Raw genomic sequence first — 23,038 nt, 5'->3', positions numbered from 1 at the left:
GCGCGCCACGGTCGGGGACCGGCGGGGAGCTCACACGGGTGACCCGAGCGGCAGGCGCGCGCACACCCGGCCGCCGTCGGGCGTCGCCCCGGCCTCGAGCGTGCCGCCGAGCTGGGCGAGCCGCTCGCGCATCGAGGTCAGCCCGACCCCGGGCGTCCACGGGGCACCGGAGCAGCCGTCGTCGGCGACGAGCAGCTCGAGCGTCGCGTCCTCGCGGCGGACCGTGACCCGGGCCCGGCGCGCCCCGGCGTGGCGCACGACGTTGAGCACCGCCTCGGACACCACCCGGTAGGCCGCGACCTCCACCGCGGCGGGCAGCGACCCGACCGTGCCGGCCTCGACCGTCACCGCCGGCCCCGCCCCGTCCTGCGTGACCCGCTCGGCCTGCTGGCGCACGGCCGCGACGAGGCCGAGCTGGTCGAGCACCGGGGGCCGCAGGTCGTGGACGAGCCGGCGGACCTCGGCGATGGCGCCGCCGACGTCCTCGCGCAGCGCGGCGAGCAGCTCCGCCGTGCGCTCCGGCCGCGCGTCGAGCACGTTGCGCGCCGCGTCCGCGGTGTAGCCGACGCCGGCGAGCACCGGGCCCAGACCGTCGTGCAGGTCGCGGCGCAGGCGGCGGCGCTCCTCCTCGGCGGCGAGCACGACGAGCCGGCGCGACTCCTGCAGCTGCGCGGCCAACCGGGCGCTCTGCAGCGCGCGGGCCAGCGGCCCGGCGACCAGGCGCAGCACCGCGTCGGTAGCGCGCGGCAGCTCACGGTGGTGCTCGGGGAGGCCGACGACGAGGTCGCCGACGTGCTCGTCGCCGGCGTGCAGCGCGATCGTCGTGACCGGCTCGACCGGGTCCCCGGAGGTCGCGACGACCTCGTCGTCGTGGAGATCGACGTCCTGGTGGAGGGCCGCCCACGGCAGGTCCACCGAGGCCCGCAGCGCGTCGAGCCACTGCTGCGGGCCGCCGCCGCGGCGGAACTCGTCGCCCAACGACGACACCACACCCACCGGGTCGGGGCGCCCGCCGAACAGGACCTGGTCGAGGGTCTCGCGCACCCGCACGAGCGCCGGGTGGAAGCCGGCCGCGACGACCACGCACACCACCGACGCCACCGCCCGCGACGGCGCGCGCCCGGTGAGCGCCTCCAGCGTCGCGAGCGTGCCGGCGAAGACGCCCAGTGCGAGATCGATCATCACGATGACGACGGCGACCCCGGAGATCGCGCGGCGGACGTCGGCGGCGCGGGGCGCCACGAGCGCGACGACCAGCGCCGCCGGGATGCCGAGCCCGCACAGCCCGACCACGGTGAGCAGCGCGGTCTCGACGGCCGACCCCGGGAACTGCTCGGCGGCGAAGAGCAGGTGCCCGCCGACGATCACGACCGTGCCCACACCCAGGAGCACCCAGAGGATCCGCTCGCGGTCGAGGTCGCGGGAGCGCTCGAAGCGCGCCCACACCGCGCCGGCCACCGCGGTGCACAGCAGCACGCCCGCCGGGAGGGCGACCGGCTCGACGGGCGCGACCACGACGGCGAGTCCGCACGCGGCGACCACCCCCGCCGCGACCCGGTCGGTGAGGTGCTCGAGGCGCCCGGTCGGGAACGTGATCACCAGGCCGGGCACGAGCAGCGCCAGCACGACGGCCAGCACGCGCAGCTCGACGCCGAGCAGGCCCGCGTCGTGGTCGAGCGCGCTCTCCAGCACGGCCAGGACCAGCAGGGACGCCCCGGTCGCGCTCATCCACGCCGCCGTCCCCCGCGCCCCGCCCCGGCGACGCACCACGGCGGCCGCCACGAGTCCCGCCGCGCCCAGCACCAGCGCGCCGACGGTCCACGCCGCACCGGTGCCCGTCACCGGCGGGCGGGCCACGACCACGCCCGCCGCCCCGAGCACGGCCGCGCCCGCGGCGAGCTCGCCGGCCGTGGGGCGCCGGCTCACCCGAGACCGCCCCGCCGCGCGACCACCACGGCCTCGGCCCGGGTCTCGACGCCGAGCTTCGCGAGGATCGCCGACACGTGGTTGCCGACCGTCTTCGCCGCGAGCCCCAGCTCGGCGGCGATCGCACCGTTGCGCCGGCCCTGCGCCATGGCGGCGAGCACCTCGCGCTCGCGCGCCGTGAGCTCGGGGAACGGGACCGTCGGCGCGGGCGCGGACAGGCGCGCGAGCACGTGCGCGGCCGCGCCCGGCGCCACGATCATCTCGCCGGCGACGACGGCGTGGACCGCGCGCCGGATCTCCTCCTGGTCGGCGCCCTTGAGCAGGTAGCCCCGCGCGCCGGCCCGCAGCGCCGCGACCACGGTCTCGTCGTCGTCGTGCATGGTCAGCACGAGCACCGCGACGCCCGGGCTCGCCGTCGCGATCCGCCGGCTCGCCTCGACCCCGTCGAGGTCGGGCATCTGGACGTCCATCAGCACGACGTCCGGCGCGAGCAGCTGGGCCTCCCGGACCGCCTCGCGGCCCGTCGCGGCCTGGCCGACGACCTCGACGCCCTCCACCGACTCGAGCAGCGCCGCGAGCCCCCGCCGCACCACCGGGTGGTCGTCGGCGAGGACCACGCGGATCGGCGGCCGGCTCACGATCCCGATCGTGACACCTCGTGGTCGCGGTGTCCCCGTCCTCGCTTGCCCGGTTCACCCGGGAAGATGCCCGGCCCGCCCGGGTGCCCGGCCGTTGTCACGGGGCGTGCCCGGCGCGCACGCTCGTCCCCGTCATGCCGCTCGACCCCTCCACCCGGCACACCCGACACCCGGAGCACCGCCATGAGCACCCTCACCACCCGCGCCAAGGTCGGGTTCTGGCTCGCCGTCGTCCTCGCGGTCGCCGACATCGCCGGGGCCTTCGCCCCGCTGCCCGCCGACGGCGAGCCCGGACCGCCGCTGGTGGTCATGGTGTTCTGCGCCGTCATGGGCCTGGTGACCCTCGCCGCCGCCGTGGTGGTCGCCCGCACGGGCAGCCGGGTGGGGATCCGGGTGATCGCGGTGACCCGGATCCTGGCGGCGATCACCTCGCTGCCCGCGTTCTTCGTGCCCGACGTCCCGCCGCCCTTCGTCGCGTGGGGCGCGGCCACGGTCGTCCTGACGGTGGTCGCCGTGGTGCTGCTGATGAGCCGGACCCGCGCCCGCGTGCGCGCCGACGCGTGAGAGCGAGGCCGGGCGCACCCCGCACTCCTAGACTCGGTGCCGATGAGCGACGAGCCGGACCACTCCGACGAGGCCGTACGGGAGCTCGCGACGCGGGTCTTCGACATGGCGCGTGCGGGCGATGCGGCGTCGCTGGCGTCCTACGTCGACGCCGGCGTCCCGGTGAACCTGACGAACGAGAAGGGAGACACGCTCGTCATGCTCGCCGCCTACCACGGCCACGCCGACGCGGTGGCCGTGCTGGTCGCGCGCGGCGCCGAGGTCGACCGGCTCAACGACCGCGGTCAGTCGCCGCTCGCGGGCGCGGTCTTCAAGGGCGAGGAGGCCGTGGTCCACGCGCTGGTCGCCGGTGGCGCCGACCCGCTCGCCGGGCACCCGACGGCCGTCGACACGGCGCGGATGTTCGAGCGGGAGGACCTCCTGGCGATCCTCACAGCGCCTTGATGATGTCCTCCACGCGCACCCGCGCGTCACCGAAGATCATCGAGGTGTTCTCGCGGAAGAACAGCGGGTTCTGCACGCCCGCGTAGCCCACGGCCATCGAGCGCTTGAACACCACGACGTCCTTGGCCTCCCACACGCGCAGCACCGGCATGCCGGCGATCGGGCTGGCCGGGTCCTCCATCGCCGCCGGGTTGACGGTGTCGTTGGCCCCGATGACCAGCACGACGCTGGTGGAGGCCAGGTCGTCGTTGATCTCGTCCATCTCGAGCACGATGTCGTAGGGGACCTTGGCCTCGGCGAGCAGCACGTTCATGTGCCCGGGCAGGCGCCCGGCCACCGGGTGGATGCCGAAGCGGACCTCGACGCCCCGTTCGACGAGGCGGCGGGTGAGGTCGGCGACCGGGTACTGCGCCTGCGCCACCGCCATGCCGTAGCCGGGGACGATGACGACCGACGACGCGTCGGTGAGCATCGCGGCGACCTCGTCGGCGGTGACCTCGCGGTGCTCGCCCTCGACGGCCGCCGAGGTGCCCGACTCCACGCCGAACCCACCGGCGATGACCGACAGGAACGAGCGGTTCATCGCCTGGCACATGACGTACGAGAGGTAGGCACCGGACGACCCGACGAGCGCGCCGGTGACGATCAGCAGCGTGTTGTCGAGCAGGAAGCCCGACGCCGCCGCGGCCCAGCCCGAGTAGCTGTTGAGCATCGACACGACGACGGGCATGTCGCCGCCGCCGATCGAGGCGACCAGGTGCCAGCCCAGCGCCAGCGCCACCGCGGTGATCGCGATCATCAGCCCGAGCGAGGGCGCGACGGTGAAGCCGACGGTCAGCGCGGCGAAGGCCACCAGCGCACCGAGGTTGAGCGCGTTCTTGCCCGGCAGCGTCAGCGGGCGCGACTTCATCCGCCCCGAGAGCTTGCCGTAGGCGACGAGCGAGCCGGTGAACGTCACCGCACCGATGAAGACCCCGATGCCGACCTCGACGGAGTGGATGCCGAGGAGCTCGGGGGCCACCGTCGTCTGGGCCGGGCCGAGCGCCTCGACCTCCAGGTAGCCGTTCCACCCGACGAGCACCGCGGCGAGACCGACGAAGCTGTGCAGCAGGGCGATGAGCTCGGGCATGCCGGTCATCTCGACCACGCGGGCGCGCCAGAGCCCGATGCCGCCGCCGACCACCATCGCGACGGCGAGCAGCGCGACGGCGCCCGCGGGGATCGACTCGGCGACCATCACCACGGTCGCGACGAGGGCGACCGCCATGCCGGCGATGCCGTAGGCGACGCCCGAGCGCGCGGTCTCGTGCTTCGACAGCCCGGCGAGGCTCATGACGGTGAGCAGCGCCGCGACGACGTAGGCCGCGGTCGCGGCGGCTCCGGCGCTCACTGGGCGGATCCCTTCGTGAACATGGCCAGCATCCGCCGCGTCACCGCGAAGCCGCCGACGATGTTGATGCTGGCCAGGAGCACCGCGACGAACGCGAGCACCGAGACGACCGTGCCGTGCTGGCCGAACTGCAGCAGCGCCCCGACCACGACCACGCCCGAGATCGCGTTGGTGACCGACATCAGCGGCGTGTGCAGGGCGTGGTGGACCTTGCCGATGACGTAGTAGCCGATGACCACGGCCAGCACGAACACCGTGAGGTTGGTGGCGAGCTCCGGCGGCGCGAACGCCGTGGCGACGAAGAGCAGCGCGAACGCCACCGCGACCAGCCCGTAGCGCCGGGCCGGCGACATCGGCCGCTTCGGCTCCACGACCGGGGTCGACGCCGCCGGTTCGACCGGCACGCTCGGCGCCGCGGACACCGGGATCGGCGGTGGCGGCCAGAGCACGTCGCCGTGGTGGGTCACGGTCATCGAGCGGATGACGACGTCCTCGAGGTCGAGGACCAGGCGGCCGTCCTTCTCGGGGACCAGCAGCTTGAGCAGGTTCAGCAGGTTGGTGCCGTAGAGCTGCGAGGCCTGGGTGGGCAGGCGGGCGGCGAGGTCGGTGTCGCCGACGATGGTGACGCCGTTGCCGGTGACGACGACCTGGTCGGCCACCGAGCCCTCGACGTTGCCGCCCTGGCCCGCGGCCATGTCCACCACCACGCTGCCGGGCTTCATGCTCGCGACGTCGGCGGCGGTGAGCAGGCGCGGCGCCGGGCGGCCCGGGATGAGGGCGGTGGTCACGACGACGTCGACGTCGGCGGCCTGCTCGCTGTAGATCTCGGCGGCGCGGGCGTCGTAGGCCTCGGAGGTCGCGCGGGCGTAGCCGTCGGTGCTCGCCTCCTGCTCGACCTCGACGGCGAGGAACTCGCCGCCCAGCGACCGGACCTGCTCCGCGACCTCGGGGCGCGGGTCGGTGGCCCGCACGACGGCGCCGAGGCTCGAGGCCGCGCCGATCGCCGCGAGTCCGGCGACGCCCGCGCCCGCGACCAGCACGGTGGCCGGCGGGACCTTGCCCGCGGCCGTGACCTGGCCGGTGAAGAAGCGACCGAAGCGGTGGGCGGCCTCGACGACCGCGCGGTAGCCCGCGATGTTGGCCATCGAGCTGAGCACGTCGAGCGACTGGGCGCGCGAGATGCGCGGCACCGCGTCGGTGGCGAGGACGGTGAGCCCGCGCGCGGCGAGGTCCTCGAGCACCGCGGGGTTGCGGGCGGGGCCGACCATCGCGACGAGCGTGGTCCCGGCCGCCATGCGGTCGAGGTGCTCGGCGTCGGGCGTCCGGAGCGCGAGCACCACGTCCGCCGACCACGGGTCGCCGATCTCGGCGCCGGCGGCGGCGTAGTCCGCGTCGGGGAAGCTCGCGAGCTCCCCCGCGCCCGGTTCGACGACGACCGTCGCCCCCAGGTTGATGAGACCCACGACGGTGGCCGGGGTCGCGGCCACCCGGGTCTCGTGCTCCCCGGTCTCCCGGGGCACACCGATGCGCACGGTCGTGCTCCCTACTTTCCCCGCCGCCGGCGTCGTCGCCGGATGTTCACCGGATCATCGCGCCCGCGACCGCCCGATGGGCGTGACCTTAGTCTCCGCAACCGACATCGCTCGGCGACGGCCTCGTGTCACACCCCGCCCCCCGGAACACGCGCGCGGCGACGGGGCGTTGCACCGGACATGCGCGATCTCGCTCTCTCGGTCCTGGACCTCTCGCCGGTGCCCTCCGGCTCGTCGACGTCGGCCGCCCTGCACGAGACGATCGAGCTCGGACGCACCGTCGAGCGCGCCGGCTACCGCCGCATGTGGCTGGCCGAGCACCACGGCATCCCGAGCGTCGCCAGCTCCAGCCCGGAGATCCTCATCCAGGCCGTCGCCGACGCCACGAGCACGCTGCGCGTCGGCTCCGGCGGGATCATGCTGCCCAACCACTCGCCGCTGAAGGTGGCCGAGACCTTCCGGGCCCTCGCCGGGCTGCACCCGGACCGCATCGACCTCGGCATCGGCCGCGCCCCGGGCACCGATCCGCGCACCGCCGTCGCCCTGCGCCGCAGCCGCGAGGCGCTGACCGCCGACGACTTCCCCGAGCAGTTCACCGAGCTGCGCGGCTACGTCGACGGGCTGCCCGCCGACCACCCCTTCGCCGGCATCGAGGCGATGCCCAACGACGTCCCGCTGCCGCCGGTCTGGATCCTCGCGTCCAGCTACTACGGCGGGCAGGCCGCGGCCGCGTTCGGCACCGGCTTCGCCTACGCCGGGCACTTCGGCGGCGCCGACCCCGGCGAGGCCACCCGGATCTACCGCCAGCAGTTCCGGCCCAGCGACGCCGCCGGCGCCCAGGACCCGCACGTCGTCCTCGCCGCCGCCGTCATGTGCAGCGAGGACCCCGAGCGCGCCCGCGCGATGGGTCGCGCCCACGCCCTGTCGATGGCCCGCCTGCGCACCGGCAACCCGGGCCCGCTGCCGAGCCCGGAGGAGGCGGTGGCCCACGACTGGAGCGCCGTCGAGCTCCAGGTCGAGCGGGGCATGGCCGCCAAGATGACGGCCGGCACCCCCGAGGAGGTCCGCGCCGACCTCGAGCGCCGCGCGCAGGAGGCGGACGCCGACGAGATCATGATCGTGAGCCCGATCCACGACGTCGCCGAGCGCCGCCGCTCCTACGAGCTCGTCGCGAGCGCCTTCGGCGTCACGGGTCCGGACGCGGCGACGCCGTCGCTGGCGCAGGTGTAGGGGTCCGGCACCCCGGACACTCGGGTTCCATGGCCCGCATCCCGCTGCCCGACCCCGACGACCCGGACGCCGACCCGGAGGCGCGCGCGGCCCTCGCGGCGCTGCGGGAACGCCGGGGGATGCCCGGGCTGCGCAACGTGCAGCGGGCGATGGCCAACCACCCGCAGGCGATGGAGCAGTTCTACGCGCTCGCCGACACGGTCTACTTCCGGAACTCGCTCCCGACCGATCGCCTGCGGGAGCTGCCGTACCTGACCAGCGCGGTCGCCAACCGCTGCTTCTATTGAACGCCGACCCATGTGGTGCTCGGTCGAGCATCGGGGCTGTCCGACGAGGAGATGGCGCACCTCCTCGACGACCCGCTCCCGGCGGGGATGTTCTCGCCCGCGGAGGAGGCGGTGATCCGCTACGCCCGCGCGTCGACGTGGATGCAGACGATCACCGACGAGATGTGGGCGGACCTGCAGGCGCACTTCGACACCAGGCAGATCGTCGAGGTCTCCTTCACGGTCGGGCTGGACCAGCTGGTCAGCCGCTTCCACGCGACGGTGCACACCGACGTCGACGAGGCGACGGCCGAGGCGACCGGCGCGTCGTGCGCGGTGTCGATCCCGCCACCCCCGACGTGACGTAGCGCCCGCGTCACCGCCCGGAAACATCGCGCCCGCAGCGTGGGGGCATGGCCGGGTCTCCCGCGCAGGGCGTCACCACGCACTGCCCGTACTGCTCGCTGCAGTGCGCGATGACGCTGACCCCGCGCGAGCACGGCGCCGGCCCGGTCCTCGAGGTGACCGGGGCGGCGTTCCCGACCAACCGCGGGGGCCTCTGCGAGAAGGGGCTCTCGGCGGCGGAGCTGCTCACGCACCCCGACCGCCTCACCACCCCGCTGGTCCGGGACGCCCGCGACGAGCCGTTCCGCGCGGCGAGCTGGGACGAGGCGCTGCAGCGGATCGCCGACGCCCTCACCGTCGCCCAGGAGCGGTACGGCCCCGACGCCGCCGGCCTCTTCGGCGGCGGGGGCCTGACGAACGAGAAGGCCTACCAGGCGGGGAAGTTCGTGCGCGTCGCGCTGCGCAGCGCCTCGATCGACTACAACGGCCGGTTCTGCATGTCGTCGGCCGCCGCGGCCGCGACCAGGGCGTTCGGCGTCGACCGGGGGATGCCGTTCCCGCTGGCGGACATCGCCCGCGCCGACACGGTCCTGCTCGTCGGCTCGAACCCGGCCGACGTCATGCCGCCCGCCATGCGCTGGTTCGCCGCCGGCCGCGAGCGCGGCGCGCAGCACCTCGTCGTCGACCCCCGCTACACGGCGACGGCGGCCGCCGCCGACGTCCACCTCCAGCCCGTCCCGGGCACCGACCTCGCCCTGGCCAACGGGCTGCTGCACCTCGCGGTGAAGCACCGCCTGGTCGACACCGCCTACATCGCCGAGCGCACCACCGGCTGGCCCGCGGTGCGGCGCGCGGTGCGCCAGTACTGGCCCGACCGCGTCGAGCGGATCACCGGCGTCCCCGTGCGCGTCATGGAGCGCGCGGTGCGGCTGCTCGCCGCGTCCCGCGCGACGATGATCCTCTCCGGGCGCGGCGCCGAGCAGCACGCCAAGGGCTCCGACACCGCGCTGGCCTGGATCAACCTCGCCCTCGCGCTCGGCCTGCCCGGACGTCCGGCCTCCGGCTGGGCGACGATGACCGGCCAGGGCAACGGGCAGGGCGGGCGCGAGCACGGCCAGAAGGCCGACCAGCTGCCCGGCTACCGGATGCTCGCCGACCCGGCCGCCCGCGAGCACGTGGCCGGCGTCTGGGGCGTCGACCCCGGGGAGCTCCCGCAGCCGGGGGTCTCGGCCTACGAGATGCTCGACCGCCTCGGCACCGCGGGCGGCGTGCGCGCGCTGGTGGTCATCGCGTCCAACGTGGCGGTGTCCGCGCCGAACGCCGCCCACGTCCGCGACCGGTTGCGGTCGCTGGACTTCCTCGCCGTCTCCGACATCTTCCTGTCCGAGACCGCCGAGCTCGCCGACGTCGTCCTGCCCACCACGCAGTGGGCCGAGGAGGACGGGACGATGACCAACCTCGAGGGCCGCGTCCTGCGCCGGCGGCGGGCGGCCGACGCGCCCGACGGCGCGCGCAGCGACCTCGCGGTGCTCGCCGACCTCGCCGCCCGTCTCGGCCGGGGCCACCTCTTCGACCACGACCCGCGGACGGTCTTCGACGAGCTGCGCCGCGCGAGCGCCGGCGGCAGGGCCGACTACGCGGGGATCACGTGGGAGCGCATCGAGGCCGAGCGCGGGGTGTTCTGGCCGTGTCCGTCCGAGGACCACGACGGCACACCGCGGATGTTCCGTGAGGGTTTCCCCACCCCGGACGGCCGGGCGCGCTTCCACGTCGTGCACCACCGCGACGCCGCCGAGTTGCCCGACGACGAGTACCCCTACCGCCTGACCACCGGCCGCAGCCGGGCGCACTACCAGTCGGGCACGCAGACCCGCCGCACCAAGGCGCTGGTCGACGCGGAGCCCGAGCCCGCGGTCGAGGTGCACCCGGACCTCGCCGCGCGCCTGGGCGTCGAGGAGGGCGGCGACCTGCTGCTGCGCAGCCGCCGCGGCGAGGCGCGGATGCGGGTCCGGCTGAGCCGGGAGATCCGGCCGGACACCGTCTTCGCCCCGTTCCACTGGTCGGGCGGCGCGACGGTCAACGACCTCACCAACCCCGCTCTGGACCCGGCGTCGCGGATGCCGGAGTTCAAGACCTGCGCGGTCGAGCTCACGGCCGCGCCCACCACCCCCGACAGCTGGGAGCCAGGCACGTGATGACGACTCCGCGCTTCCTGCAGGGCGTGTTCGGGTTCGAGGGCCGCGGGCTGGACAAGCCGGCCCCGCTCGACCCGAGCCTCACCTACACCGTCCCCGACGGCACCACCGGGCAGGTGCTCTACCTGCGCGGGGGCAACTCGTCCGACGAGCTGATCACGCTGGTGCTCGTGGTCGACGGCGCGCCCTCGCGCTGGCTGCCGGTCGGCGCCCGGGGTGACATGCACGTCTCGCTGCGCGTCGTCGAGGACCTCCTCGCCGGCACCACCGTCGAGGTCCACCTCGCCGCGCCCGAGGGCGCGAGCGGCACGGCCGTCGTCGACTGCGGTCTGGTGGAGGTCTGACGGTGACGCAGACGGCAGAGCGGCCCGACGTCGAGCAGCCCACCGCCACGAAGCGCCGCCTCGTCGTCGTCGGCAACGGCATGTCCGGGGCCCGCGCGATCGAGGAGATCCTCGCCCGCGGCGGCGGGGACCAGTTCTCGATCACCGTCTTCGGCGACGAGCCCTACGGCAACTACAACCGCATCCTGCTGTCCGAGGTGCTGGCCGGCCCCGCAGGCGAGACCGTCGACGACGACGAGGGCGAGCTCTTCCTCAACCCGCGCGGCTGGTACGACGAGAACGGCATCGACCTGCACGCCGGCGTGCGCATCGTGCGCATCGACCGGCACGCCAAGGTCGTCCTCGGCGACGACGGCTCGGTCACGCCGTACGACGTGCTCGTGCTCGCCACGGGCAGCCGGTCGTTCTTCCCGCCCATGGAGGGCATGTGGAGGAGCGACACCGAGCTGACCGCGGGGGTCTTCGGGTTCCGGAGCCTGGGCGACGCGCAGGGCATGCTGCGCCACGTGCGGGGCAAGGCGTCCGCCGTCGTCATCGGCGGCGGCCTGCTGGGGCTGGAGGCCGCGGCCGGGCTGCAGGCCCACGGGCTCGCGGTGCACGTGGTGCACCCCACCGAGGTGCTGATGAACCAGCAGCTCGAGGCCGAGGCGTCGAAGGTGCTGCGCAGCAAGCTCGAGGACCTGGGTCTGCACATGCACCTCGGGGTGAAGACCAGCGAGATCCTGACATCGGATGGCAGCGTCTCCGGGGTCCGCTTCACCGACGGCTCGACGCTCGATTGCGACACCGTCGTCGTCACCGCCGGTATCCGGCCCAACATCGGGCTGGCGATGGTCTCGGGGCTGGAGACGCAGCGCGCGATCGTCGTCGACGACAGGATGCGCTCGGTCGACGACGACTCGATCTTCGTGGTCGGCGAGTGCGCCCAGCACCGCGGCGAGGTCTACGGCGTCGTCGGGCCGCTGTGGGAGCAGGCCGGCGTGCTCGCCGACGTCGTGACGGGCGCGAACCCCGACGCCGAGTACCACGGGTCGCGGCTGGCGACGAAGCTCAAGGTCGCCGGCGTCGACGTCGCGCAGATGGGCGTCAAGACCCCGGAGCGCAGCTCGGACGAGTTCGTGCAGTTCTCCGAGACCGGCCGCGGCGTCTACCAGACCGTCGTCATCCGCGACGGCACGCTGATCGGCGCGACGCTCGTCGGGGACATCACCAAGGCGGCCGCGCTGACGCAGGCGTTCGACAGCCGCTCGGCGCTGCCCGAGGAGCGGGTCAAGCTGCTGTTCGACCTCGGCTCCGCCGGCGACGACGCGAGCGCGGCCGACCTGCCCGACGACACCCAGATCTGCCACTGCAACGGCGTCTCGAAGGGCGACCTCGTGGCGTGCGTCCACGACGGCGCCGAGACGGTGTCGGCGTGCACGGCGGCGACCCGGGCCGGCAAGGGGTGCGGGTCGTGCAAGGGGCTGGTCAAGGAGGTCGTCGAGGCCGCGCTCGGCGGCGCGGGCGCCGAGGATCCGGCCGACTCCTACTACGTGCCCGGCATCCCGCTCGACAAGCCGACGCTCATGGCCGAGATCCGGGCGCGGGGCCTGACCAGCGTCTCGTCGGTGTTCGCCGCGCTCGCGCCCGGCGGCGCGGAGCACGTCGGCTCGAAGATGGGGCTGACGGCGCTGCTGCGGATGATGTGGCCCGACGAGTTCGTCGACGAGCGCGACGGCCGGTTCATCAACGACCGGGTGCACGCCAACATCCAGCGCGACGGCACGTTCTCGGTCGTCCCGCGGATGTCCGGCGGGGTGACCTCGCCGGAGCAGCTGCGCCGGATCGCCGACGTCGCCGAGAAGCACGACATCCCGATGGTCAAGCTGACCGGCGGCCAGCGGATCGACCTGCTCGGCGTGCCCAAGGAGAAGCTCCCGGAGGTGTGGGCCGACCTCGACATGCCCTCGGGCTGGGCCTACGGCAAGAGCTTCCGGACGGTGAAGACGTGCGTCGGCACCGACTTCTGCCGCTTCGGGCTCGGCGACTCCACCAGGCTCGGCATCGACATCGAGGAGCGCTACAAGGGCATCGAGGGCCCGGCGAAGATGAAGCTCGCCGTGTCCGGGTGCCCCCGCAACTGCGCGGAGTCGATGGTCAAGGACGTGGGTCTGGTGGCGATCGAGGGTGCGCGCTGGCAGATCTACGTGGGCGGCGCGGCCGGGGCGACGATCCGGAAGGGCGACGTCCTGGCCACCGTCGACTCCCACGAGGAGGCCATGACGATCACCGGCCGGTTCCTGCAGTACTACCGGGAGAACGCGAACTGGCTGGAGCGCACCTACGACTTCGTGCCGCGGATGGGCCTGGACCACCTGATCGGTGTGATCGTCGACGACACCGAGGGCATCGCCGCCGAGCTCGACGCCCGGATGCAGGAGGCGGTCGACCGCTACGTCGACCCGTGGGCGGCCGACCAGACCGAGAGCACGCCGGGACAGTTCCACGACGCGCTGCCGCTGGTGCCGCTGCCCCAGGTGCCGGTCAGGTGAGCGGCGTGGAGGCCCGGCTCGGGCCGGTCGACCAGGTGCCCCTCGGTGAGGGGCGGGCGTTCCTCGTCGGCGACGAGCCTGTGGCCGTGTTCCGCCCGCGCGGCGGCGGGCTGTACGCGCTGCGGGCGATCTGCCCGCACCGCGGCGGCCCGCTCGCCGACGGTCTCACCGACGGCGAGGTGGTGATGTGCCCGCTGCACAACCACCAGTTCTCGCTGGCCGACGGCTCCTGCGGGACGGGTGCCGACGGCGTCGCGGCGTACACCGCGAGCGAGGAGGACGGCGAACTGGTCGTGCGCCTGGGCTGACGCCAGGATGGCGCCCGTGCCGACCACCGAGCGCTTCCTCGACGAGATCGTCCTGCACACCACGGCGTTCGCGGACGCGGTGCACGCGGCCGGGCAGGAGGCGCGGGTGCCGTCGTGCCCGGAGTGGTCGGTGCGCGACCTCGCCGACCACCTCGGCGGCGTCCACCGCTGGTGCGCCGGCACCGTCGCCCGGCCGGGCGAGAAGCTCGTCCGGCGGGGACCGACGGACCCGCCGATGCCCGTGGCCGAGGACGAGGTGTCGACCTGGCTGCTCGAGGGCGCGGCCGCGCTCACCCAGGCGATCCGGGCCGTCGACGAGGACACCCTCGTCGGCGGCTTCGGGCGGCTGGTCCCGGTGTCGTTCTGGGCCCGGCGGCAGTGCCATGAGACGCTGGTGCACCGCGCGGACGCCGAGCTCGCCGCCGGCCTGCCGCCGCTGGCCGACGTGGACCCGGTGATCGCGGCGGACGCCGTCGACGAGCACCTGGCGATGGTCGCGATGGGTGCGGCGCGACGTGAGGGCCTGCGGGCCGACGGCGCCACGCTGCACCTGCACGCCACGGACGAGGGGCTGGACCATCGACTCGGCGAGTGGGTGGTGACCCTCGGCGCCGACGGGCCGACGATCGAGCACGCGCACCGCAAGAGCGACACCGCGGTGCGCGGACCGGCCCGGGCGCTGCTCGCCGTGCTCACGGCGCGCGAGAGCCCCGAGGTCGCCGGTGTCGACGTCCTCGGGGCCCCGGACCTGCTCACGCTGTGGCGCGAGCACGGCGCCGTCTGATCAGAGGGTGCCGGTGAAGACCGCCGCGTCGTGGTCGAACGACGGGGTGACGTCGACCTGGGCCTCGCCGCTGTTCGTCGTGGTCGAGAAGGCCACGTCGTAGGTCATGCTGCGGCCGGGCTGCAGCTGGTTCTGCGGGGGCATGCCCGTCTCGGCGTCGAAGATCTGGGAGGCCGGCGCGCCGCCGGTCGACATCGCGGCGTGGAGCAGGACCGGGTCGAACGCCGCGCCGGTGTTGTTGGTGACGCGGACGGTGACGCTGTACGCGTAGGGGTTGGTGTTCCCGGCCGCGTAGCTCGACGGGTCGTAGGCCGCCGGCTCGCTGACGGTGACGGCGAGGCCGTCGGCGTAGGTGAAGGTCTGGCCGAACGCGACGGCGGAGGTCGCCGGGGCCGGGGCGGACACGGGCGCGGTGCCGGCGCCGATCGCGGAGAGGTCCTGGTCGAGCTGGGTGAAGGCGTTCGCGACGATCACCAGGCCGGTGATGCCCAGCGCGATCGCGAGGACGCAGGCGACGACGCCGGAGACGGCGGTCTTCGTGTTGGTGGCGATGCGGCGGCGGGCGCGGGTGACGCCGACGAGGCCGAGCACCAGCCCGATCACGCCGAGCAGGATCGCGCCCATCCCGAACAGCGGGATCATGCCGACGACCAGGCCGCAGACGCCGAGGACGAGGCCGGCGATGCCCAGCCCGTTGCGCGGGGGGACGGGCGGCGCGGCCGGCACCGCGGCCATCGCGACCGGCGCCGGCGGCACGATCGGCGAGCGCTGCGGGTGCTTGCCCGCGGCGGCGTCGAGCGCGGCCCGGGAGATCGGCGTCGTCGGCGGCTCGACCGACGCGTCGGGGGTGGAGACCGGCCGGCGGGCCACGCGCGGCGCGACCGTCACCGGGCCCGACGGGTGCGGCTCGCGGCCGAATCCCTGGGCTCCGGCGGGAGCACGGTGGCGCGGCGGCTGGACAGTGGTCATGGCTCGGATCCCCCGACGAGATGTGTGGTGGCCGCCGTCCGGCGGTCATGCCGCTCATGTCGTCGGGGGAACCGAACCGTTAGCACCCGTCACCGGAACGAGTGAGGGGCGCCCTCCGCCGGGCACGGCGTGGTGAAGGGCCGGGTCCGGAGCCGCCGCGGGCCGGGCCGGGCGGGCTCGATCTCGTCCGCGGGCGGCTCCGGGTCGTCCAGCACCACCACGCGCAGCCACCGACCGGCGATGCGCTCGAGGCGCACGTCCCGGCCACCCACGGCCTCCGCCACCCGGCGGGCCGGGCCGAGCAGGTCCGACGGCACCAGGCCCGGCATCAGCTCGACGGTGAAAGTCACCGGCGGACCCATCTCCACCCCGCCGGTGCGCGGGGTCGTGATCGTGACGCCGGCCGCCACGTGGGTCTTCGTGCGCACACCCAGGAACTCGGCGGCGGCCCGGAACTCGCGACGCATGTCGGACTCGAAGGCCCGGGCGACGGCCTCGCGCTCCCGTGCGGCGACGCCGGCCCGGAGGGACGGCATCAGGGGAAAGGACACGGTACGGAAGATCCAGCTCATGTCGCCCCCTTTCGGGCGCAGAGGGATCGACGCACAGGAAATGGCGTCGAGAACGGCAGGAATTGCCGCGAGAATGGCGCGGATGCGCGTCCGACCGTCAGGACGGGGGACCGTGAGCAGCAGCGACGTCAGGGACGTGCGCGCAGCGTGCGGGACGTCAGCACGCTGCGGACACGGGGCCGGTCCGGACGGTGACCTCGAAGCGATAACCGCTGAGCGTTGACAACATCATCTGGACCTCCTCTCCGTGTACGAGGAGGACATTAGAGCGCGCGCGGTACCGCTGTCCACGATGTCAGCGCGAATTCTCGGAACTGTTCAGAGCGTGAGCACGAGCTTGCCGAACGTCGAGCCCTTCTCCAGTTCGCGGTGCGCCGAGGCCGCGTCCTCGAGCGCGTAGGTGCCCGCGACGCGCACGGTCAGCGTGCCCTCGGCGATGAGCCGGGCGATGCCCGTGAGGGCGACGCCGTCGGGCTCGACGAGGAAGTCGGTGACCCGCTTGCCCTCCACCTGCGCCTGCTCGGTGAGGCCCTCGGGCACCCCGGAGGGCACGCACACCAGCAGGCCGCCGGGGCGCAGGACGGCGAGCGAGGCCGGGCCGTTCACCTCGGTGAGGTCGACGGCCACGTCGATGTCGCGGGTCGCCCGCGCGATCTCCTGCGTGCGGTGGTCGATCGCCTCGTCGAGCCCGAGCGCGGCGAGGTCCGCGTGCTTGGCCGCCGAGGCCGTGCCGACGACGTGGGCGCCGCGGGTCTTCGCGATCTGCACGGCGAGGTGCCCGACGCCCCCGCCGGCCGCGTGGACGAGGACGCGCTGGTCGCGCTGCACGTCGGCGGTGTCCACGACGATCTGCCAGGCGGTCAGCGCGGCGAGCGGCGTCGCGGCTGCGGTGACGTCGTCGACGCCGTCGGGGATGTGCGCGAACTGTCGCGAGGGGGCGGTGACGTACTCGGCGTAGGCCCCGGCCTGCCGCGGGAACCACGGCATCCCGAACACCCGGTCGCCCACGGCGAAGCGGGTGACGCCCATGCCGACGGCGTCGACGACCCCGGCGACGTCCCAGCCCACCGTGAACGGCGGCGCGGTCATGTCGTCACCGAGCCCGGCACCGCCCGCGCGGACCTTGGTGTCCACGGGGTTCACGCCGGCGGCCGTCACGCGCACCCGGATCTCGGTCGGGATCGGCTCGGGGACCGGGGCGTCCTCGACGTGCAGGACCTCGGGTCCGCCTGCGGTGTCCTGGGTGATCCGGCGCATGGTCATGACGTGCCCCGGTACCGCCGTGCGCACACCCTGAGCAGGCCGGAAGTGGCGCGCACCCCCTCGGTAAACTGGGTGTCATGGTGCAGTCCGACCCCGGTACACGCGTGCCCGAGAAGCCGACCCTCGATGGCCTCGAGGACCGGTGGGCGCGCGTATGGGAGAACGAGGGCACCTACGCGTTCGACCGGACCGCCTCGCGCGAGCAGGTGTTCTCCGTCGACACCCCGCCGCCGACGGTGTCCGGGTCGCTGCACGTCGGGCACGTGTTCAGCTACACGCACACCGACATCGTCGCCCGCTTCCAGCGCATGCGCGGCAAGCACGTCTTCTACCCCATGGGCTGGGACGACAACGGGCTGCCCACCGAGCGGCGCGTGCAGAACTTCTACGGCGTGCGCTGCGAGCCGAGCCTGCCCTACGACCCGGACTTCACGCCGCCCGAGAAGCCCGGCAAGCAGCAGATCCCGGTGTCGCGCAAGAACTTCGTCGAGCTGTGCGAGACGCTCACCGCCGAGGACGAGAAGGCGTTCGAGGCGCTGTGGCGGCGCAACGGCCTGTCGGTGGACTGGTCGCACGGCTACCAGACGATCGACGCCCGGGCCCGCGCGATCAGCCAGCGCGCGTTCCTGCGCAACGTCGAGCGCGGCCAGGCCTACGTGTCGATGGCCCCGACGCTGTGGGACGTCACGTTCCGCACGGCGGTCGCGCAGGCCGAGCTCGAGGACCGCGAGCACACCGGCGCCTGGCACCGGATCGCCTACCACGGCGCCGACCAGGACATCTTCATCGAGACCACGCGCCCCGAGCTCATCCCCGCGTGCGTCGCGCTGGTCGCCCACCCCGACGACGAGCGCTACCGGGGGCTGTTCGGCACGACGGTGCGCTCGCCGCTGTTCGACGTCGAGGTCCCGGTGCTCGCCCACCCGGCCGCCGAGATGGACCGCGGCGCCGGCATCGCGATGTGCTGCACGTTCGGCGACCTCACCGACGTGCAGTGGTGGCGCGAGCTCGACCTGCCCAACCGCACGGTGATCAACCGCGACGGGCGCCTGCTCCGCGACACCCCCGAGTGGATCACCGACGAGAAGGGCCGCGAGCGCTGGGCCGAGGTGGCCGGCGCGACGGTGCACACCGCCAAGGAGCGGATCGTCGCGATGCTGCAGGAGACCGGCGAGCTCGAGGGCGACATCCGCCCCGTCACCCGCCCGGTGAAGTTCTACGAGAAGGGCGACAAGCCGCTCGAGATCGTCTCCAGCCGCCAGTGGTACATCCGCAACGGCGGCCGCGAGGCCACCGTCCGCGAGGAGATGCTCGAGCGCGGGCGCGAGCTGGCGTGGCACCCCGAGTACATGCGCCACCGCTACGAGGACTGGGTGCGCGGGCTCAACGGCGACTGGCTGGTCAGCCGCCAGCGCTTCTTCGGCGTGCCGGTGCCGGTCTGGTACCCGCTCGACGGCGAGGGCGAGGTCATCCCGGACAAGCCGCTGATCCCGGCCGACGAGGCCCTGCCCGTCGACCCGTCGACCGACGTCCCGCCCGGCTTCACCGCCGACCAGCGCGACGTCCCGGGCGGCTTCACCGGCGATCCCGACATCCTCGACACCTGGGCCACCTCGTCGCTGACGCCCCAGATCGCCGGGCTGTGGAGCATCGACGACGACCTGTTCTCCCGCGTCTTCCCGATGGACCTCCGGCCCCAGGCGCACGACATCATCCGCACCTGGCTGTTCTCGACGGTCCTGCGCAGCCACCTCGAGCACGACAGCCTGCCCTGGGCGCACGCCGCCCTGTCCGGCTGGATCCTCGACCCGGACCGCAAGAAGATGTCGAAGTCCAAGGGCAACGTCGTCACGCCGATGGGCCTGCTCGAGGAGTACGGCTCCGACGCGGTGCGCTACTGGGCGGCCGGCGGGCGGCCGGGCGTCGACACGGCGTTCGACCGCGGGCAGATGAAGGTCGGCCGGCGGCTCGCGATGAAGCTGCTCAACGCGTCGAAGTTCATCCTCGGGGTCGGGGTGGCGGCGGGCGAGCCCGACGTCTCCGCCGTGACCACGCCGCTCGACCGGGCGCTGCTCGCCCGGCTCACGGAGGTCGTCGAGAAGGCCACCGCGGCGCTCGAGAACTACGACTACGCGGTCGCGCTCGAGGTCACCGAGCAGTTCTTCTGGTTCTTCTGCGACGACTACCTCGAGCTGGTCAAGTCCCGGGCCTACGGCGAGTTCGACGAGGCCGGCCGCGACTCCGCGCGGGCCACGCTCGCCGCCGCGCTGCGGGTGCTCCAGCGGCTGTTCGCGCCGGTGCTGCCCTTCGTGGCCGAGGAGGTCTGGTCGTGGTGGCAGGAGGGCTCGGTGCACCGTGCCCCGTGGCCGGACATCCACGAGCTCGCGACGTCCGCCGAGGTCGACCCGCAGGTCCTGACCATCGCCTCCGACGTCATCGGCGGGATCCGCCGGGCGAAGTCCGAGCAGAAGCTCTCCATCCGCACCGAGGTCGAGAGCCTGTCGGTGCAGGCCGCGCCGGCCGCGCTCGAGGCGCTGCGCGAGGCCCTGGCCGACGTCCGCGCCGCGGGCCGGGTGCGTGACGTGGAGCTGGTCGTCTCCCCGGACGGCGAGCTCGTCACCACCGTCGGCGGCCCGACCGGCTGAGCCGCCCCGACGGCATGGACGACCTCCTCGCCTGGATCGACGACCCGGACGCGGGCTGGAGCGTCGGGACCTTCGGCGCGCTCGCCGAGTTCCTGCGCGATCCGGACGAGGAGGTCTCCCTCACGCGCGCGCCCGGCCGGGCCACCGCGGTCACCGCGCGGGGTGGCATCGCCGTGCAGGTGGCCGACGACGTCGTGCCGCTGGCGTGGGAGCGTCGCGCGGGCGACTCCTGGAGCCAGGCCGTGGCGCTGTGCGTGCCCGCGGACGCCGGCGGCCGCTCGGTGGTCACCGAGCTGGGCCCCGACCGCGACGCCCTGCGCGCCGAGGACCGCGACGCCGTGCTCGTCGACCTCGGCGTCGGCGCGCCGCACCTCGCGGCGTGCGTGCGCACGAGCGATGCGGAATTGCTGGCGTCGCTGCGCGCGGTGGAGGGGCGGCCGCTCGCCGAGGCGGGCGCGGCGATCGGGCTGCTGGTCGAGGGGGGCCCGCACCGGGTGTTCCGCACCGCGGTCGCACGCCTCGAGGTCTTCACCCCGATCCCGCCGCCCGACGGCACGAGCCCCGACGGGCCCCACACCCACCTGCTCCCGCGCCTGCTCGCGAGCGGACGGACGCACGCGGCCACCGACCCGATCCCACCGGGCCGGGCGCCCGGGGCGACGCTGCACCTCCCGCACCCGACCCGGACCGTCGAGGGTCGCGCGATCACGCCGCGCCCCGAGCGTCACCGTCACGCGCAGGAAGCGCTGGCCCGGTTCGGGGAGCCCGCGGTGGTGGCGGCGAAGGCGGCGGTGACCGAGGCGCTGGCGGCGTCGGCCGAGCCGCCGCCGTGGGCGCTGACGCGCGGGTACCGGGCGGCGGTGGAACTCGCGCTGCGGCAGGTGGAGGAGCTGGAGCCCGGACATCCGCACCTGGCCCGGTGGCGGGCGCAGGTGCCGCGGGAGCGGTCGGAGGGTGCCGGCCAGCCGCTCACCCACGACCCGGCGCAGGGATGACGCGCCGGGTCGAGCGGGACGTCAGTCCTGGAGCTCGGACTGCGGCGTGATGGCGAAGCGGAACTCGTCCCCGTCGCCGCGCTCGGCGTCGGGCACCCGCTCCACGTCGAGGACCTTGTCGTCCAGGGCCGAGGCCGCCTGCGGCTCGAGGAAGATGACGGCGCCGCCACCCTCGAGCACCGTGTCGTCCGCGGCGGGCGTGGGGGCCACCGAGAGCTCGAGGCCCTCCTCCGCCATGTTGGGGGTGGCCGCGATGCGCAGACCCGACCCCTCGGGCATCTCGTTGGACTCGAGGATGGACGAGATGGCCTCGGCCGCCGTCTCCGTCAGTGCCAGCATGCCTCGTTACCATACGGGTCACGGATTGGTCACGCACGCGGATGCGCGAGCCGTCACGCGACGGAAATCCCCAGCTCAGACCGAACTGACCGCCCGAACACGGAGGGGAACGACAGGATGGCCCTCCCGGTGAGCCCCGACCCCACCGATCGGCGTGCTGCGGTGCTCCGAATGCTCGAGGAGTCACCGGACGGGCTGACCGACGCCGCCCTCGCACGGCAACTCGGTGATGTCCGCCCGCAGACCGTCAACCAGCTCTGCCGGCGCCTCGTCGCCGAGGGGGCGCTCGAACGCGTCGGCACGCGCCCGATCGTCAACCGCCTCCCGGCGCCGACGAAGCGCCGGGGCCGCCGGGCGAGGGCGTCCGAGTCGACCACCGCCGCGCCGAAGGCCCGCCGCACGCGCACGGTGGCCGAGCCGGCGCCGCTCTCCCCCGAGGAGAACGCTGAGCAGGTCGAGGCGACCTCACCGGAGCAGGCGGTACCGGCGGCCGTCGCGCCGAAGGTTCGTCGCCCGCGGAAGGCGCGGTCCGGGGCGTCGACGAGCGCCGACGCCACGGCGGTAGCCGCGGACCCGGCGCCGGACGGGGAGGCCTCCGAGCAGCACGCTCCGAAGGTCGACGTCCCCGCCGTCACCGACGAGGCGCCCGCTCCGGAGGCCGAGGGCCCAGGGGACGCCGTCACACCCGGCCTGTCGACCACCGACGGCCCGTCCCCGGGTGAGGAGTCCGGGACCGCCGCGTCGAGCACCTGCGGACCCCCGCCCTACGACGCGCTGCAGGCGTGGTCGCGGGTGGTCAACGTGCAGTCGCTGGTGGCCGGGTGGCTCGTGCGGCGGGGCGCGACGCTGCGCTGGGCGTCGGTCGACGGCACCGGTCCCGCGCGGGACCTGATCGCGTCGCTGGACGGCGACGACGTGCACGTCGAGGTCACCGGCTGGCCCGCCGACGGGGCGCGGACCCACCCGACGACGATCGCGGGCGACTGGTTCAGCGCCGCCGAGCACGCCGCGGCCGAGCGGCGGCGCGCCCACCCGCGGGCGCGGATCGTCATCGCGCTGCCCGACACCCGGCGCTACCGCAGCCTCACCGCGCAGCGGGCGACGTCCCTGGAGGGTGCGGGGGCCGAGGTGTGGTTCGTCGACGCCGCGGGGTCCGTGCACGCGAGGTGAGGCTCGCCTTCCGGTTCTCCCTCGCGCAGTCGGGGTAGCTCCCGGACGCCACCACGCGAACGAGAGGGACCCATGTCCGCCGACATCACCGAGATGATCCTCGACGACCACGACTGGTTCCGGCGCCAGTTCCTGCACCTCGCCGACCTGCGGGAGCAGCCCGAGGAGGCCGAGAAGGTCTGGAACTCGCTCGCCGTCCAGCTCGAGATCCACGCCTCCGCCGAGGAGCAGCACTTCTACCCGTCGATGGCGCGCCGCGTCGACGACGAGGACGCGTCGGCGACCGAGGACGCGATCGGCGACCACGACGAGATCCGCGAGGGCACCGAGAAGGCGCGCAAGGCGGAGGTCGGCAGCCAGGAGTGGTGGGACGCCATCGACGAGACCGACCAGGCGAACAACCACCACATGGCCGAGGAGGAGCGCGACGACCTCGCGCCCTTCCGCAAGGAGACGACGCTGGCGTTCCGTCAGGAGCTCGGCGCGAAGTTCGAGCAGTTCAAGGTCGAGCACGCCGAGGGCCGCGGACTGTCGTTCGAGGAGAAGGACCCTCAGAAGTACGTGGAGGCCGTCACCTCCTGAGCGCGC

At 74.3% G+C, this 23,038-nt stretch carries 22 protein-coding genes; 14 read left to right on the top strand and 8 right to left on the bottom strand.

What is annotated here, in order from left to right:
* Window positions 1–30: 30 nt before the first annotated feature.
* The gene (locus ACFPK1_RS02530; RefSeq protein WP_378019311.1) at window positions 31–1,926 is read right to left on the bottom strand and encodes a sensor histidine kinase; all 1,896 of its coding nucleotides are present in this window, start codon (window positions 1,924–1,926) and stop codon (window positions 31–33) included.
* On the bottom strand, window positions 1,923–2,564 hold the full coding sequence (locus ACFPK1_RS02525) for a response regulator (protein WP_378019310.1): 642 nt from the start codon (window positions 2,562–2,564) through the stop codon (window positions 1,923–1,925). The genes ACFPK1_RS02530 and ACFPK1_RS02525 overlap by 4 nt, the downstream gene beginning before the upstream one ends.
* Before the next feature lie 183 nt (window positions 2,565–2,747).
* On the opposite strand from ACFPK1_RS02525, the gene ACFPK1_RS02520 reads away from it, so the two are divergent.
* Together ACFPK1_RS02520 and ACFPK1_RS02515 are read left to right on the top strand one after the other, a co-directional pair.
* Complete coding sequence (locus ACFPK1_RS02520) at window positions 2,748–3,128, top strand: hypothetical protein (protein ID WP_378019309.1); 381 nt, start codon at window positions 2,748–2,750, stop codon at window positions 3,126–3,128.
* A 42-nt stretch (window positions 3,129–3,170) separates the two neighbouring features.
* Complete coding sequence (locus ACFPK1_RS02515; protein ID WP_378019308.1) at window positions 3,171–3,572, top strand: ankyrin repeat domain-containing protein; 402 nt, start codon at window positions 3,171–3,173, stop codon at window positions 3,570–3,572.
* Here ACFPK1_RS02515 and pntB read toward each other — a convergent pair.
* Window positions 3,559–4,962, bottom strand: coding sequence for a Re/Si-specific NAD(P)(+) transhydrogenase subunit beta (gene pntB / locus ACFPK1_RS02510; protein WP_378019307.1), 1,404 nt, complete (start codon window positions 4,960–4,962; stop codon window positions 3,559–3,561). The two genes, ACFPK1_RS02515 and pntB, sit on opposite strands and share 14 nt — an antisense overlap.
* Window positions 4,959–6,494, bottom strand: a complete 1,536-nt coding sequence (locus ACFPK1_RS02505; protein WP_378019306.1) for a Re/Si-specific NAD(P)(+) transhydrogenase subunit alpha — start codon at window positions 6,492–6,494, stop codon at window positions 4,959–4,961. Before ACFPK1_RS02505 ends, pntB begins: the two co-directional genes overlap by 4 nt.
* Window positions 6,495–6,674: 180 nt before the next feature.
* On the opposite strand from ACFPK1_RS02505, the gene ACFPK1_RS02500 reads away from it, so the two are divergent.
* The 8 genes from ACFPK1_RS02500 to ACFPK1_RS02465 are packed head-to-tail and all read left to right on the top strand — an operon-like array spanning window position 6,675 to window position 14,497.
* Window positions 6,675–7,724, top strand: coding sequence for an LLM class flavin-dependent oxidoreductase (locus ACFPK1_RS02500; protein ID WP_378019305.1), 1,050 nt, complete (start codon window positions 6,675–6,677; stop codon window positions 7,722–7,724).
* A 29-nt stretch (window positions 7,725–7,753) separates the two neighbouring features.
* The gene (locus tag ACFPK1_RS02495; RefSeq protein ID WP_378019304.1) at window positions 7,754–8,011 is read left to right on the top strand and encodes a carboxymuconolactone decarboxylase family protein; all 258 of its coding nucleotides are present in this window, start codon (window positions 7,754–7,756) and stop codon (window positions 8,009–8,011) included.
* A 51-nt stretch (window positions 8,012–8,062) separates the two neighbouring features.
* Window positions 8,063–8,353: a carboxymuconolactone decarboxylase family protein gene (locus tag ACFPK1_RS02490; RefSeq protein WP_378019303.1), complete on the top strand. Its 291-nt coding sequence runs from the start codon at window positions 8,063–8,065 to the stop codon at window positions 8,351–8,353.
* A gap of 50 nt (window positions 8,354–8,403) precedes the next feature.
* The gene (locus ACFPK1_RS02485) at window positions 8,404–10,530 is read left to right on the top strand and encodes a molybdopterin oxidoreductase family protein (protein ID WP_378019302.1); all 2,127 of its coding nucleotides are present in this window, start codon (window positions 8,404–8,406) and stop codon (window positions 10,528–10,530) included.
* Complete coding sequence (locus ACFPK1_RS02480) at window positions 10,530–10,874, top strand: molybdopterin oxidoreductase (protein ID WP_378019301.1); 345 nt, start codon at window positions 10,530–10,532, stop codon at window positions 10,872–10,874. Before ACFPK1_RS02485 ends, ACFPK1_RS02480 begins: the two co-directional genes overlap by 1 nt.
* 2 nt (window positions 10,875–10,876) lie before the next feature.
* Window positions 10,877–13,405 carry a nitrite reductase large subunit NirB gene (gene nirB, locus ACFPK1_RS02475; RefSeq protein WP_378019300.1) on the top strand — a complete coding sequence of 843 codons (2,529 nt, stop codon included), beginning with the start codon at window positions 10,877–10,879 and terminating at the stop codon, window positions 13,403–13,405.
* Window positions 13,402–13,713 (top strand): Rieske (2Fe-2S) protein, encoded by a 312-nt coding sequence (locus ACFPK1_RS02470; protein WP_378019299.1) that lies wholly within the window; start codon window positions 13,402–13,404, stop codon window positions 13,711–13,713. Before nirB ends, ACFPK1_RS02470 begins: the two co-directional genes overlap by 4 nt.
* Before the next feature lie 16 nt (window positions 13,714–13,729).
* Window positions 13,730–14,497 (top strand): maleylpyruvate isomerase family mycothiol-dependent enzyme, encoded by a 768-nt coding sequence (locus ACFPK1_RS02465; RefSeq protein ID WP_378019298.1) that lies wholly within the window; start codon window positions 13,730–13,732, stop codon window positions 14,495–14,497.
* On the opposite strand, the gene ACFPK1_RS02460 is transcribed toward ACFPK1_RS02465, so the two are convergent.
* The 3 genes from ACFPK1_RS02460 to ACFPK1_RS02450 all read right to left on the bottom strand — a co-directional run bounded on the left by ACFPK1_RS02460 (window position 14,498) and on the right by ACFPK1_RS02450 (window position 17,301).
* A complete protein-coding gene (locus ACFPK1_RS02460; protein ID WP_378019297.1) occupies window positions 14,498–15,466 on the bottom strand; it encodes a hypothetical protein in 969 nt (322 codons plus the stop codon).
* Between the two features lie 89 nt (window positions 15,467–15,555).
* Window positions 15,556–16,002: a hypothetical protein gene (locus tag ACFPK1_RS02455; RefSeq protein WP_378019296.1), complete on the bottom strand. Its 447-nt coding sequence runs from the start codon at window positions 16,000–16,002 to the stop codon at window positions 15,556–15,558.
* A gap of 354 nt (window positions 16,003–16,356) precedes the next feature.
* Window positions 16,357–17,301 carry an NADP-dependent oxidoreductase gene (locus ACFPK1_RS02450; RefSeq protein ID WP_378019295.1) on the bottom strand — a complete coding sequence of 315 codons (945 nt, stop codon included), beginning with the start codon at window positions 17,299–17,301 and terminating at the stop codon, window positions 16,357–16,359.
* Between the two features lie 77 nt (window positions 17,302–17,378).
* Here ACFPK1_RS02450 and valS point away from each other — a divergent pair, with 77 nt between their 5' ends.
* Window positions 17,379–19,946 (top strand): valine--tRNA ligase, encoded by a 2,568-nt coding sequence (valS, locus tag ACFPK1_RS02445; protein WP_378019294.1) that lies wholly within the window; start codon window positions 17,379–17,381, stop codon window positions 19,944–19,946.
* A gap of 14 nt (window positions 19,947–19,960) precedes the next feature.
* Window positions 19,961–20,941: a DUF6925 family protein gene (locus ACFPK1_RS02440; RefSeq protein WP_378019293.1), complete on the top strand. Its 981-nt coding sequence runs from the start codon at window positions 19,961–19,963 to the stop codon at window positions 20,939–20,941.
* 21 nt (window positions 20,942–20,962) lie between these two features.
* Here ACFPK1_RS02440 and ACFPK1_RS02435 read toward each other — a convergent pair whose 3' ends face one another.
* Entirely contained in the window at window positions 20,963–21,280 is a 318-nt protein-coding gene (locus ACFPK1_RS02435) for an adhesin (protein ID WP_274200145.1), read from the bottom strand.
* 171 nt (window positions 21,281–21,451) lie between these two features.
* Between ACFPK1_RS02435 and ACFPK1_RS02430 the strand changes: the two genes are divergently transcribed.
* Together ACFPK1_RS02430 and ACFPK1_RS02425 are read left to right on the top strand one after the other, a co-directional pair.
* Window positions 21,452–22,450 carry a hypothetical protein gene (locus ACFPK1_RS02430; RefSeq protein WP_378019292.1) on the top strand — a complete coding sequence of 333 codons (999 nt, stop codon included), beginning with the start codon at window positions 21,452–21,454 and terminating at the stop codon, window positions 22,448–22,450.
* Between the two features lie 72 nt (window positions 22,451–22,522).
* Window positions 22,523–23,032, top strand: a complete 510-nt coding sequence (locus ACFPK1_RS02425) for a hemerythrin domain-containing protein (protein ID WP_378019291.1) — start codon at window positions 22,523–22,525, stop codon at window positions 23,030–23,032.
* Window positions 23,033–23,038 lie beyond the last annotated feature (6 nt).

Origin of the sequence: Actinomycetospora rhizophila (assembly GCF_042657905.1) — a bacterium.
GTDB classification, from domain to species: Bacteria; Actinomycetota; Actinomycetes; order Mycobacteriales; family Pseudonocardiaceae; genus Actinomycetospora; species Actinomycetospora rhizophila.
Note: the sequence above shows the minus strand (reverse complement) of the source record. Positions and strands in the feature narration are given on the sequence as shown.